This is a genomic window from Pseudomonas fluorescens (genome assembly GCF_000967965.1).
In the GTDB taxonomy this organism is placed as follows: Bacteria; Pseudomonadota; Gammaproteobacteria; order Pseudomonadales; family Pseudomonadaceae; genus Aquipseudomonas; species Aquipseudomonas grandcourensis.
The window spans coordinates 153,312-166,631 of sequence record NZ_LACC01000016.1 but is presented as its reverse complement, the minus strand read 5'-3'; the positions used below and the strand labels follow the sequence as shown (position 1 = coordinate 166,631).

Genomic DNA, 13,320 nt, shown 5'->3' with positions numbered 1-13,320 from the left:
TCGAAGCGACAATTCCCCACCTCCTGTCACCACGCCAGCAAGCGCCCGTAACGGTTGCCGAGGCTGACTCCCGAAAAGCCTTCAGGCATCGGATATCGGTAATTCCTGGTTGCCCCCCGGCCTGTCAGAACGCTCCGTCTGCTTTAACGGAAATGGATGACATACGCCGATTAACAGTTTGTGCAGAATCAAAGGAGGAGCTGCCGCATAACCGGCAGCAGATACACAGCAGGGATGTAGAAAATGACTGACGCCGTTCAACCAGACGTCGAAACCGCTGAGCCTTTTACCGAACAAGAAATCAGAACTTTCAGCTTTGATATTCCGCAGTCAACGTTGCTTCACACATTCGCCGAAGAACTGGCCGCCATCGGTGGACCGCAGGCACCGGGAGCCAAGTCCAAAGCCGCTTGTGCAGCTATTGAATTGAAGTTCTCGTTCTCGAAAGACCAATGCGAACTGTTGAGTGCCTATTCCAATGGGCTTGTTTCCGTATTGATCTTTGATGGGTTGCAAAAAATCTCAGACGCCAGCCCTCCAGATGAACTACCAGACCAGACTTTCCTGGAAAACCGATACGACGTCCTTTGCCTGGCCGCCCGTAATCAGATTTTGTTGAAACTGGTAGATAACAGGGCCTTTGCCTACGACATGGACAATGAAGGAAAACTGGTTCGACTGGTGGCCAACTTCGAGGGCGGCGGACTGATCAGAATCCCTGCCGAGCCGGATATCAAAGAACTGAGTTCCCACTCCGGCCTGGCGCTAGGTCCACACACCGAGGCTCCTTACTGGTGCGCCATAAACGCGAAAGACGGGCACTCACCCTCGCCGTCGTCGCTGATACTCTCAGCCTTGTGGAACCCGAGCCTGGAGCCAACACGAGTCATTCCACTGACTCCCATACTCGAAAAAATCGGCGTAACCAACTGCCTCGCGCTGACTACGGGGAGTTTTCAGTTCACCCGCAGTGACTCCTTCGTCAGAGGCAAGGGAGAGGATGGTCACAATGTTTCAATCCTGGAGTTCGATGACAACGTCGGGTTCGCCGCCCGTTTCAACTCATACCGATTTTCGGTTAACGGCAATGCCTCACGTTTCGTCAAAACGGCCTATGCCGCCCTTTGCCAGGGTGTGCGCGAAGCAACTCCAATCGAATACACACTGACGCAAGAGTCCGCCTTGCTCATCAATAACGTTCGGGCGCTGCACGGCCGGGACATCATTCAAGACAACAGACGGGTGCTAGTTCGCATTTTTGGCCTGTCGAAATTTTCGTCTCCTATCGTTATTTCAGAAGACCCGCTGAGGCTGCTGGGCTGACTTTTGGATGACTTGCCAGTAACTGTAAAAGAGGGATCGGAATGTCTTGGGATGTAATTGGCCTATTGGCGCTCGTGGCGTTCTGCGCCGGTTTTTTTGATGCAATTGCGGGTGGGGGCGGACTGATAACCTTGCCTGCACTTTTTCTGGCTGGGGTGGACCCTATCAGTGCGATTGCCACGAACAAGTTCCAGGCCGCTTCGGCAACTGTTTCGGCAACTGTAACCTTTGCTCGCAAAGGAATGATCGAGTGGCGCGAAGGGCGTTTCCTGGTTATCTGCGGGTTTATTGGCGGCGCCAGTGGTGCCTTGCTGGTCAGCTCTATTGATAAGCGCTACCTGGAAGTTTGCGTACCTATCATGCTGATTCTGGTGGCCATCTATTTTGCGCTCTCTCCAAAGCTGGCCAATGAAGATCGACGCAAGAGAATCGGCATTCTGCTTTTTTCGTTTAGCGTGGCGCCGATTCTGGGCTTTTACGACGGTATATTTGGCCCCGGTGTGGGCTCTTTCTTTATCGTCGGATTCGTACTGCTCTGCGGCTTGGGCATGATGCGGGCCATGAGCTTTACCAAACTTGCCAACGCCTCATGCAATCTCGGTTCCCTGTCGGTCTTTATCACCAAAGGTGTGATTATCTGGCCGATAGCCATTGCCATGGCTTTGGCGGCCTTCGTCGGCGCTCAATTGGGTGCACGGGCCGCTGTCCGGGTCGGACCACGGTTGATCAAACCTATGTTGATCGTGGTCTGCTGCGCCTTGGCCATCAAGCTGCTGAGCGTAGAAACCAACCCTTTACGCGTTGCACTCATCCAGACATTGGCGTCGTTATGATCATCACGTCGATAATGATCGGCGCCCCAGACGGGTTTGTACGCCGTTCATGAGACCACATACAAGAAACCCTGAATCACAAGATTCAGGATCTGGTTGCGCCCCTTGATTTGCAGCCTCTCGCTAACTCGCATCATTCCAGTGGAAAACCAGGTTACGGGCTGCACCACTGCCAACATCGGCAACGTCATGCCGTGTTTCTCCGTGATGCGTCGCAATGACGGTGTATTTCCCGGCTGGCAGCTTCACGTAGACCAGCGGACCAGCGTCATTGAGCGTTAGCACGGTCTGTCCCGGGGCCTTCTGAATAACCACATTCACGTCTGGAGCGTATTCATTTCCCGTCCCGACAGAGAACGTCATGTGCAAGTTATAGCCGGTGGTCTGCTGGATGGCCTTGGACTCATCCTCGCCAATACCGCCCGACAGGTAGGTGATGCCGTTTTGTTCCTGGCTTTGCGCCTGCACCCCCTGGCTGTCGATGGGCTCGAGGCTGGCGGCAGGTGACATCGCAGGAAACATCAGCACGCCTACAGCGGTGAGGGGCAACAGGAGTGTATGGAGGTATTTCATGATGACGACTCCCGGGTTCTGCAGAACCCAATCGTTACATCCTTTGGATTTCCATTCGGAGGGAGGGGTTTAGATTGATTTGACCTGAGTACGAAACGTACTACGCCATTTGTTCCTCATCCCTCGCCAGGATTTAGACCCGTCCTGCCTGAGAACCCGGTATTTCCTGCCTGTTTCTCAGTAACACCCGGCATCTTTGAAGGGTGCTCACTTGTCATTCTCTTTCGCTGTTCAACCTGCTGCGGAAGACCTCATGACGACCCTCACACCCCACGACACTCACGACCCACATCTGGCATCACTGCTTGGCAACCTTGGAAAATTGATCCATCAGGCACGTCAGAAGGTGCTTCGGGCGGTCGATACCGTTCAAGTGCAGACCTGTTGGCAGATTGGCCGGCACATCGTTGAGTTCGAACAGAACGGCGCGCGACGGGCCAGGTATGGCAAAGAGTTACTGTCGACCTTGGCCAAAGTGCTAACTGCGGAGTTCGGAAAGGGATTTGACGCTTCCAACCTGCGGTATATGCGTCTGTTCTATCAAGCCTTTCCAATTCGTGACGCACTGCGTCACGAATTGAGCTGGACCCACTACCGCCGCTTGCTTCGAGTCGACAACGACAGCGCTCGTCTCTGGTACATGAACGAATCAGCCACCCAAAACTGGTCAAGCCGAGCGCTGGAGCGCCAGATCAATACGTTGTACTACGAACGCCTGCTGGCGAGCCGCGATCGCGGCAGCGTCAAGCAGGAGGCCGCCACCCACATTCAAAACATGAAGGCCAGCCCTCGGGATTTCATCCGTGATCCGGTGGTACTGGAGTTTCTTGGCTTACCCAATGCCGGCAAGCTTCAGGAAAGCGAGATCGAACAAGCGCTGATCGAACAATTGCTCGCCAGCAAGTACAAGCTTGTCCTGCCGAGTGAAGAGGAACTGCGTGACGCACTGGATCGGGAGCGAGCAGCACTTGAAGAGCGATTGACTAATCAACAACCGCGCTGAGGCGAACGGATTGTTCATCAACGGCATCAGGACTATCGTTGGCAGCTACCCACAAAGGACTGACACCGATGAGTTTGCAGGACACGCCTCCACTGGCCCCCACTCGCATCGAGTTGCCGCTGCCGGATACCACCCCCGGCAATCCGTTCAAGGAAACCGCCCCGGACGGTTTCATCCTCGGTGGCTTCACCTGGCGACACGCCTCTCAGGACGCAGCTCGTCCGGTGGTGATCATCAATGCCGCCACGTCGGTCCGTTGCCGGCATTACTCACGTTTTGCCGACTACCTGTTCGCCCACGGCTTCGATGTCATCACCTATGACTACCGCGGCATCGGCGAGTCGCGTCCGGCATCGCTCAAGGGGCTTCAAGCCTCGTGGACCGATTGGGGTACGCTGGATTTCGAGGCGATGCTCAAGCGCGCACAGCGCGAGTTTCCTGGCCAGCCTGTCGATGTGGTCGGCCACAGCTTTGGCGGCTGTGCAGCGGGCCTGGGGGCGTCCGGGCACCTGATCCGGCGTCTGGTGACGGTCGGTGCGCAATTCGCCTACTGGCGCGACTATGCGCCGGCCCATCGCTGGCGCATGTTCGGCAAGTGGCATGTGCTGATGCCGCTGGTGACGATGATCTACGGCTACTTTCCGGGCAAACGCCTTGGCTGGCTGGAAGACACACCCGCCGGCGTGGTCCGTGACTGGAGCCTCTCCACTGCCCGCTACGAGAAACGCTCCAGCGGCCGCACAATCAACAAAACCACCGGGCAGTTGCCCTTTGCCAGCGTCACCGCGCAAACCCTGGCCATCAGCATCAGCGATGACCCCTACGGCACTGTCCCGGCCATCGAACGCTTGCTCGGCTACTTCACCGGCAGCACAAACTCCCACCTGCGTATCCATCCCGAAGACATCGGCGAAGAAGAAGTCGGACATTTCGCCTTTTTTCGCAGCGCATACCAAGCCACACTATGGCCCATTGCATTGGCCTGGCTGCAAAACGGCGAACTGGCCCCCGATACCCCCGGGCGGCGAGTGCCACGCAGCTAGGCCCTTTGCCCTCTCAACGAATACGGAACGACACCCATGGCCTCCGCCAACAAGCAGCACAAACGCGCCTCCCGCGCCAAGGCCAAGGCCAAGCAGAACCGCACCCAGCGGGCTGCCGCGCCGGTGGAACTGGACCCGAACGACGATCGCATCGACTTCGAGTCGGTGGACCTGACCGAACTGTTCAAGAAAATGATCGACGCCGAAAAGATCAGCCAGCAAGCCCTGTGCACGGCCTTCCTCGAAGACCCGCTGCTGGAACTGGTGTACGAACAGGAAGGCGAGGAAGGCGCGATGGACTTCATCCTTGCCGCGCTGATCGAGTATCGCCAATGGGCGACCGAAACCGACGAGGCCGGCGCCTTGGCGTGGATCGAATCACCGGCCTTCCAGGCCGACTACGTGGCGGCGTCCGACGCCATTGCCGCGCAAACCCAACAGAAACCGAACTGAGTTCCCATGGCCTCCCTGAACAAGCAACAGAAACGCGCCAAGCGCGCAAAAGCCAAAGCCAAGCAGATCAATATCCACGGCCGCAAACCCGCCGCACTGGACGATGACCTTGGCCACCTCGCCGAACCGATCCCGGAATACACCCTGGCGATGTTCAGCAAAATGCGCGACGCGGAAGCCGTCAGCCGCAACGAAATGCTCTCGATTCTGCTGACGAACCTGGCCTTTATCATCATCGACCATCCAGAACTGCTGGACATGGAAAACGCCGACGACGAAGGCATGGCCGCCACCCACCTGGCCGCCGACATGCTGATCGACTACCGCATGTGGGCCGACGGCATGGATCGCGAGAGCGCCCAGGCCTGGCTGAGCGAGCCGCAGTTCATCGCCGATTTCAGCGCTGCACTGGATGTCTACCGCGAGTCGCTGGAAGCGCCGGAAGAAAAAGCCGAGTAAAGGTTACGACTCAAACAAAAACGGCCGCTTGTCATCTCTGACAGCGGCCGTTTTGCGTTACGCGATATGGATCAGTTCAGCACTACCGCGCCACGCTTTTCCAGGTTGCGACGGCGAGCCACCAGCAAGCCGGCCGCTACCACCAGAGCACTGAGCAATCCGGTCGCGAGAATTTCCACGCGATGGGCATCCTGGAACAGCATGATGGTCAGGGCCGCGACGATGAAGACGATCACCGCGTAGGTCAGGCCCGGGAACAGCCACATGCTGAAGGCGATTTTCTCGCCGCGCGCTATACGCTGCTTACGCATGCGCAGTTGCGAAATCGCAATCACCAGGTACACCAGCAATGCGATGGCACCGGAGCTGGCCAGCAGGAATTCGAACACGGCAGCCGGAGCCACGTAGTTGGCGAATGTTGCCAGGAACGCTGCGCCAGTGGACAACATCACTGCCCAGTAAGGCGTGCCACTTTTGTTGGTGCGCGTAGACATCGCCGGCGCATCGCCGCGTTTGCCCAGGGAAAACATCATGCGCGAGGACGTGTAGAGCGCCGAGTTCAGGCAGCTGGTCACAGCAACCAGTACCACAATGTCGACGATCATCTTGGCGTTCGGGATGCCCATGCGTTCAAGCACAGTCTGGTAAGAACCAAGGCTGGCCAGGATCGGGTCGTTCCATGGCACCAGGGCCACAACGATGAAGATCGATACGAGGTAGAACAAGCCGATCCGCCAGATCACCGAGTTGGTGGCCTTGGAGATTTGCTTGCCCGGATCTTTCGATTCCGCGGCTGCGATGGTCACGATCTCGGTACCCATGAAGGAGAACATGGTGGTCAGGATCGCACCCAGCACCGCGCCCATGCCGTTTGGCAGGAAGCCTTGGGTGTCGAACAGGTGCGAAACACCGCTGACCTGGCTGTTCGGCAGGAAGCCGAAGATCGCCAGGACGCCGAGCACAATGAAACCAATGATTGCCACAACCTTGATCAGGGCGAACCAGAACTCGAACTCACCGTAGTTCTTTACGCTGAAGAGGTTGGTCACGGTCAGCAGCATCGTGATGACCAGAGCGAAGGCCCAGATGTCCACGCCAGGGAACCAGGCATGCAGGATGGTCGCGGCGGCGTTGGCTTCCAGCGGAATCACCAGCACCCAGAACCACCAGTACAACCAGCCGATGGTGAAACCGGCCCAGTGACCGATCGCGCGGTCGGCGTAAGTCGAAAACGAACCGGTGTCCGGCGAGGCAACGGCCATTTCGCCGAGCATGCGCATCACCAGCACCACCAACATGCCGGCGGCGGCGTAAGCCAACAGAACAGCCGGACCTGCAGCGGCGATGGCGTGCCCCGAGCCAACGAACAAGCCGGCGCCGATAACCCCGGCAATCGACAGCATGGTCACGTGGCGCGGTTTGAGCCCCTGTTCGAGGCCATTAGAGCTTTGGGTACTGCTCATTAAAACTACCTTTGTAAGGAGAAGCGAATGCGTGCATCCCGTTCGGCAATCCTTCTCGTAAAAAGAAGCCAACGGGGCGTTCTGGATTCTGCACGCAATAATTGCGCCAAAATATTTCAAAACCCTCTAACCCGGCGATCTCGCTTAGACCGGACAGTCATCGCAACCCATTGAATTTAATGGCACTTCGCTAGAGCGTTACCCTGCCACCCACTTTGTGGGGTGAATCAGCGCACCGGAAACACACCTGAAAATGGCTCCGCGCACATTAAAAGTGCACAAGCGGTGCATTTGGCCGGATAGCGCTTCCAACACCCTGTCAAAGCTGGCAACATCGCGCCTTTTTTTGCGGCAGCCACCGCGCTTTTTATCGACAGGCAAGGTTCAAACGGCTGTTCGGTTGTTGATGGGGCGACAGTCTGCTGCGCCGATGCGACAACCTGCCACGCACCAGCCGTTTACCGTCCGTAGCGCTGTTGGCTGCCATTGAAACGCTATGCTAGGTTGGCCGCCTCGCCAGGAAGGCCGCCAACAGCAGGAGCGCAACATATATGAGGAACGCACATGGCTGAGGCCGCGCCCGCGCTTGAAATCCGCAACTTGCACAAACGCTACGGTTCGCTGGAGGTGCTCAAAGGCATCTCGCTGACCGCCCGCGACGGCGATGTGATCTCGATCCTGGGTTCCTCCGGCTCCGGCAAGTCCACGTTCCTGCGGTGCATCAACCTGCTGGAAAACCCGCACCAGGGCCAGATCCTGGTCGCCGGCGAAGAACTCAAGCTCAAGGCCGCGAAGAACGGTGAACTGGTGGCCGCCGACGGCAAGCAGATCAATCGCCTGCGTAGCGAAATCGGTTTTGTGTTTCAAAACTTTAATCTGTGGCCGCACATGAGCGTGCTCGACAACATCATCGAAGCCCCGCGCCGCGTGCTCGGCCAGAGCAAGGCCGAAGCCATCGAAGTGGCCGAAGCCCTGCTGGCCAAGGTCGGCATCGCCGACAAGCGCCATGCCTACCCGGCGCAGTTGTCCGGCGGCCAGCAACAACGCGCGGCCATCGCCCGCACCCTGGCCATGCAGCCCAAGGTCATCCTGTTCGACGAGCCCACCTCGGCGCTTGACCCGGAAATGGTCCAGGAAGTACTTAATGTCATCCGCGCGCTAGCCGAAGAAGGCCGCACCATGCTGCTCGTGACCCACGAAATGGGCTTCGCCCGTCAGGTCTCCAGCGAAGTGGTATTCCTCCACCAGGGCCTGGTAGAAGAGCAAGGATCGCCTCAGCAGGTGTTTGAAAACCCGCTTTCGGCGCGCTGCAAACAATTCATGTCCAGCAACCGCTAACGGAGCTACCCACATGCAGAACTACAAAAAGGTCTTCCTGGCTGCCGCCGTCACCCTGGCGTTCAGCGCCGGTGCCATGGCCGAAACCCTGAAGATGGGCATCGAAGCGGCTTACCCGCCGTTCAACAATAAAGATGCCAGTGGCAATGTCGTCGGCTTCGACAAAGAGATCGGCGACGCCCTGTGCGCCAAGATGAAAGTCGAGTGCACCGTCGTGACCTCCGACTGGGACGGCATCATCCCGGCCCTGAACGCCAAGAAGTTCGACTTCCTGATCTCCTCGATGTCGATCACCGACGAACGCAAGCAAGCGGTGGACTTCACCGACCCGTACTACTCCAACAAGCTGCAGTTCATCGCCAAGAAAGACATCGACTTCAAAACCGACAAGGCGGCGCTCAAAGGCAAGATCATCGGCGCCCAGCGCGCGACCCTGGCCGGCACCTTCCTGGAAGACCACTATGGTGACGACATCACCATCAAGCTCTACGACACCCAGGAAAACGCCTACCTCGACCTGACTTCCGGTCGTCTGGACGGGATCCTGGCCGACAAGTATGTCAACTACGAATGGCTGAAAAGCGACGCCGGCCGTAGCTACGAGTTCAAGGGCGACCCGGTGGAAGAAAGCGACAAGATCGGTATTGCCGTGCGCAAGAAGGACCCGATCCGCGAGAAGCTGAACACTGCGCTCAAAGAAATCGTCGCTGACGGCACCTACAAGAAGATCAACGACAAGTACTTCCCGTTCAGCATCTATTGATACTGACCTGCCTGACCGGCGCCTGATGGCGCCGGTTCTCGGCCTTGCCTGCCGCGATTTGAAAAGAAATCCATGATTATCGACCTCTACGGATTCGGCCCGGCGCTCGCCGCTGGCGCGCTGATGACTGTGAAACTGGCACTCTCGGCCCTGAGCCTGGGGCTGGTGCTCGGTCTGCTCGGCGCCTTGGCCAAGACTTCCCCGTACAAGCCGCTGCAATGGCTTGGCGGCACTTATTCGACCCTGGTTCGCGGCATCCCGGAATTGCTCTGGGTGCTGTTGATCTACTTCGGCACGGTCAACCTGATGCGTGCCCTGGGCGAGTTCTTCGGCAACCCCGACCTTGAACTCAACGCCTTCGCCGCTGGCGTCATTGCGCTGGGCCTGTGCTTCGGCGCCTACGCCACGGAAGTGTTTCGCGGCGCGATCCTCGCCATCCCGAAAGGCCATCGTGAAGCCGGCGTGGCCCTGGGCCTGTCGAAGTGGCGCATCTTCACCAAGCTGATCATGCCGCAGATGTGGCGCATCGCCCTGCCCGGCTTGGGCAACCTGTTCATGATCCTGATGAAAGACACCGCGCTGGTGTCGGTGATCGGCCTGGAAGAAATCATGCGTCACGCGCAAATCGGCGTGACCGTCTCCAAACAGCCGTTCACCTTCTATATGGTGGCCGCGTTCATGTACCTGAGCCTGACGGTGCTGGCGATGACCGGCATGCACTTCCTGGAAAAACGCGCCGCTCGCGGCTTCGCGAGGAGCACCCAATGAACTGGGAAGTCATCATCAAGTGGCTGCCGAAACTGGCCCAGGGCGCAACCCTGACCCTGGAACTGGTGGCCATCGCCGTGATCGCCGGTTTGCTACTGGCTATTCCACTGGGCATCGCCCGCTCGTCGCGCCTGTGGTGGGTGCGGGCATTTCCCTACGGCTACATCTTCTTTTTCCGTGGCACGCCGTTGCTGGTTCAACTGTTCCTCGTCTACTACGGCCTGGCGCAGTTCGACGCGATCCGTAACAGTTCGATGTGGCCGTACCTGCGCGATCCGTTCTGGTGCGCCACGGCGACCATGACCCTGCACACTGCAGCCTACATTGCGGAAATCCTGCGGGGCGCCATCCAGGCGATTCCACCGGGCGAGATCGAAGCGGCACGGGCGCTGGGCATGTCCAGACCCAAGGCGCTGTTCTACATCATCCTGCCGCGCGCCGCGCGCATCGGCCTGCCGGCCTACAGCAACGAAGTGATCCTGATGCTCAAGGCCAGCGCCCTGGCCAGCACCGTGACCCTGCTGGAACTGACCGGCATGGCCCGCACCATCATTGCCCGGACCTACCTGCCGGTGGAGATATTCTTCGCTGCGGGCATGTTCTACCTGGTAATGGCTTATGTGCTGGTACGCGGTTTCAAGCTGCTGGAGCGCTGGTTGCGCGTCGATGCCTGCCAAGGGCGTTGATTCCCACGTGTTGACGGGCGAGGCCCTGCTCGCCCGCTTCACCGCGCTGGATGCTTTTCTGACAGAGCATCAGGCACTGTGGAAACCTCGGCCGTTCACTCATCTACAGCTACCGTGGGAAGCGTCTTACCCGGAGCTGGCCGCATGGCTACGCGAGCGAACGCTGGAAGACGCGGAAAACGCTCACAACCAACCTGCCCTCCTGAATGCACCGGAGCCCTTTGCTTCCTTGGCCAGGATGTCTGTTGCCTTGAGTGCCGTGGATGAATTGCCCGCACGCGCGCTCGAAGCGGCCGGCCATCGATTGAACGTCGATGTACCGGGGCGCAAATGGCAGCAGATCGAAGCCTTCGCCAGTCGATTGCAGTTTTCCGAAGCACCGCAGCATTGGCTGGACTGGTGCTCAGGCAAAGGGCATTTGGGCCGCCGCCTGCTGCAACCGGGGCAACAACTGACGTGCCTGGAATACGACCCGGTACTGGTAACCAGCGGCCAGGCACTCAGCCAACACCATCACCTGCATGCTCTGCATATCGAACAGGATGTGCTCGCGGCAGACGCAGCTACTTTACTGAGTGCGTATCACACGCCCGTCGCGCTTCACGCCTGCGGTGAATTGCATATACGGCTGATTCAACTCGCCAGCGCCACAGGCTGCAAACAGCTCGCCATTGCGCCGTGCTGCTACAACCGGATCAGTCTTGCCCAATACGCGCCGATTTCCTCGGCCGCCAAAGACTCCCGCCTACAGCTTTCCCTCGACGACCTCGCATTGCCCATGAGCGAAACCGTTACCGCCGGTGCCCGGGTGCGACGTCAACGCGACACCTCCATGGCCCGACGCCTGGGTTTCGACTTGCTGCAACGGAAAATGCGCGGCCTGGACGAGTACCTGCCAACCCCTTCCCTGCCCAGCGCCTGGCTGGACAAACCCTTCGCCGATTACTGCCATCACCTGGCCGCACTCAAACAGTTATCCACAATCGGCCCGCAAGATTGGCCAGCCCTCGAAGCCGCCGGTTGGCAGCGACTGGCCGAAGTGCGCAACCTTGAACTACTGCGCGGACTTTTCCGACGCCCACTGGAGCTTTGGCTGGTCCTTGACCGGGCACTTTTCCTCGCCGAGCAGGGCTACAGCGTCCGCATCGGCACCTTCTGCGAAACCCCGCTCACGCCGCGTAATTTCCTGCTCCTGGCCGAACGCACCTAAACGCATCCGACCTGTGGATAACTCTGTTGATGGAATTATCATGGATCCAATATTCATGCCAGTTTCAGGGCAAAAACCGCACTGTTCATTTTTTGTACACCCACATAAAAAATCGAAAAAACAGGCATTTGCGGACAAATGAGAACAGATCCACAAATTCGGCCTAAACCCAGTGCGCCGCCAATTGCAATGTGCATAAGCATTTAATCAAAACGACATAAACGCCTAATCCCGGACCGCAGACAGGGGAAATTGCACCCTTTCATCACTCTTGATATACACACAGGCAAGGGCGCCGGCAGCGCGGCCACGAACAAGAACATTCCTCCGACAGGATGCGCCAGTGACGTTCATTTCCTACGCACAGAATTTCGAAGACATACGCCTGTGGCGCGCCCTCAAAACCGTCGAGAACGGCTTCTACATCGACGTCGGGGCAAATGATCCCACCCATGACTCTGTCACCAGGGCGTTCTACGACAACGGCTGGACCGGCATCAACGTCGAACCGATGCCCAACTACTACGAAGCCCTGTGCCAGCAACGTCCCAAAGACACCAACCTGCAGTGCGCGGCCGGGGAAAGCGCTGACGACCTGACCTTCTACGGCATCGCCGGCACCGGCCTCTCGACCCTCGAGCCGGCCATGGCCAAACTGCACAAAGACGCCGGCATGGACGTGCGCAGTCAAACGATCAAGTCCCGCACCCTGACCTCCATCTGCGAAGAACACGCCCAGGGCCGCGCCATTCACTTCCTGAAAATCGACGTCGAAGGCCACGAAGAGACCGTCCTGCGCGGCATGGACTTCAGCCAATGGCGGCCATGGGTGATCCTCATCGAAACCCCTTGGGCCCGCGACCAGGCCTGGGAAACCCTCGTCACCGACGCCGGCTACCACTCCATCCTGTTCGACGGCATCAACACCTACTACCTCGCCGAAGAACTCCTGAACCTCAAACCCGCCTTCGACATCCCGCCGTGCAACCTGGACGAGTTCCAATTCTGCAAAGGCCACAACTTCAGCCACCCCTTCAGCGACGCCGAACACCAACTCGCCGCCGCCCTGCAACGCGCCGAACAGGCCGAAGCACAGCTGCGCGCGATGCAAAACAGTCGAACCTGGCAAGCCATTCAGAAACTCAAGAAAACCCTGCTGCGCACCTGACCTGAAGCCCGAACAAAAATAGTCAAAATTCAGGGGTTTACAGAAGCCAGCCAATCGCTATAATCGTCGCCCTGACACGCCGGTATAGCTCAGATGGTAGAGCAACTGACTTGTAATCAGTAGGTCCCGGGTTCGATTCCTGGTGCCGGCACCACATTAGGCTCCATTGCATTCCACTGAATGCTCTGGAAGCCCCGAAAACCCGCCCTTTGGCGGGTTTTTTCGTTCCAGGACCCT

At 58.3% G+C, this 13,320-nt stretch carries 14 protein-coding genes and 1 tRNA gene; 13 read left to right on the top strand and 2 right to left on the bottom strand.

Going from position 1 to position 13,320, the window contains the following annotated elements; translation table 11 throughout:
• Nucleotides 1–243: 243 nt before the first annotated feature.
• Nucleotides 244–1,323, top strand: coding sequence for a hypothetical protein (locus VC35_RS14130; protein WP_046040858.1), 1,080 nt, complete (start codon nt 244–246; stop codon nt 1,321–1,323).
• Nucleotides 1,324–1,364: 41 nt separating this feature from the next.
• Entirely contained in the window at nt 1,365–2,156 is a 792-nt protein-coding gene (locus VC35_RS14125) for a TSUP family transporter (RefSeq protein WP_046040857.1), read from the top strand.
• Between the two features lie 123 nt (nt 2,157–2,279).
• Here the strand turns inward: VC35_RS14125 and VC35_RS14120 are convergent, their stop codons facing one another.
• The gene (locus tag VC35_RS14120; protein WP_046040855.1) at nt 2,280–2,729 is read right to left on the bottom strand and encodes a hypothetical protein; all 450 of its coding nucleotides are present in this window, start codon (nt 2,727–2,729) and stop codon (nt 2,280–2,282) included.
• 253 nt (nt 2,730–2,982) lie between these two features.
• Between VC35_RS14120 and VC35_RS14115 the strand changes: the two genes are divergently transcribed.
• The 4 genes from VC35_RS14115 (at nt 2,983) to VC35_RS14100 (ending at nt 5,687) form a co-directional block, all read left to right on the top strand.
• Nucleotides 2,983–3,732 (top strand): DUF1016 N-terminal domain-containing protein, encoded by a 750-nt coding sequence (locus VC35_RS14115; protein ID WP_046040854.1) that lies wholly within the window; start codon nt 2,983–2,985, stop codon nt 3,730–3,732.
• A 68-nt stretch (nt 3,733–3,800) separates the two neighbouring features.
• Entirely contained in the window at nt 3,801–4,775 is a 975-nt protein-coding gene (locus tag VC35_RS14110) for an alpha/beta hydrolase family protein (RefSeq protein ID WP_046040852.1), read from the top strand.
• 36 nt (nt 4,776–4,811) lie between these two features.
• Nucleotides 4,812–5,228 (top strand): hypothetical protein, encoded by a 417-nt coding sequence (locus tag VC35_RS14105; RefSeq protein ID WP_046040850.1) that lies wholly within the window; start codon nt 4,812–4,814, stop codon nt 5,226–5,228.
• Between the two features lie 6 nt (nt 5,229–5,234).
• The gene (locus tag VC35_RS14100) at nt 5,235–5,687 is read left to right on the top strand and encodes a hypothetical protein (protein ID WP_046040849.1); all 453 of its coding nucleotides are present in this window, start codon (nt 5,235–5,237) and stop codon (nt 5,685–5,687) included.
• Nucleotides 5,688–5,758: 71 nt separating this feature from the next.
• On the opposite strand, the gene gabP is transcribed toward VC35_RS14100, so the two are convergent.
• Nucleotides 5,759–7,150, bottom strand: a complete 1,392-nt coding sequence (gene gabP, locus VC35_RS14095) for a GABA permease (RefSeq protein ID WP_046040847.1) — start codon at nt 7,148–7,150, stop codon at nt 5,759–5,761.
• Between the two features lie 564 nt (nt 7,151–7,714).
• On the opposite strand from gabP, the gene VC35_RS14090 reads away from it, so the two are divergent.
• The 7 genes from VC35_RS14090 (at nt 7,715) to VC35_RS14060 (ending at nt 13,237) form a co-directional block, all read left to right on the top strand.
• Entirely contained in the window at nt 7,715–8,488 is a 774-nt protein-coding gene (locus VC35_RS14090; protein WP_046040846.1) for an ABC transporter ATP-binding protein, read from the top strand.
• Between the two features lie 13 nt (nt 8,489–8,501).
• Nucleotides 8,502–9,251 carry an ABC transporter substrate-binding protein gene (locus VC35_RS14085; RefSeq protein WP_046040845.1) on the top strand — a complete coding sequence of 250 codons (750 nt, stop codon included), beginning with the start codon at nt 8,502–8,504 and terminating at the stop codon, nt 9,249–9,251.
• Between the two features lie 72 nt (nt 9,252–9,323).
• Nucleotides 9,324–10,019, top strand: a complete 696-nt coding sequence (locus VC35_RS14080; RefSeq protein ID WP_046040843.1) for an ABC transporter permease — start codon at nt 9,324–9,326, stop codon at nt 10,017–10,019.
• Entirely contained in the window at nt 10,016–10,705 is a 690-nt protein-coding gene (locus VC35_RS14075; RefSeq protein ID WP_008046525.1) for an ABC transporter permease, read from the top strand. Before VC35_RS14080 ends, VC35_RS14075 begins: the two co-directional genes overlap by 4 nt.
• Complete coding sequence (locus VC35_RS14070) at nt 10,686–11,915, top strand: methyltransferase (protein WP_046040841.1); 1,230 nt, start codon at nt 10,686–10,688, stop codon at nt 11,913–11,915. The genes VC35_RS14075 and VC35_RS14070 overlap by 20 nt, the downstream gene beginning before the upstream one ends.
• A 343-nt stretch (nt 11,916–12,258) precedes the next feature.
• Nucleotides 12,259–13,083, top strand: coding sequence for an FkbM family methyltransferase (locus VC35_RS14065; protein ID WP_046040840.1), 825 nt, complete (start codon nt 12,259–12,261; stop codon nt 13,081–13,083).
• Nucleotides 13,084–13,161: 78 nt separating this feature from the next.
• Nucleotides 13,162–13,237, top strand: a tRNA-Thr gene (locus VC35_RS14060).
• The last annotated feature ends 83 nt before the right edge of the window (nt 13,238–13,320 follow it).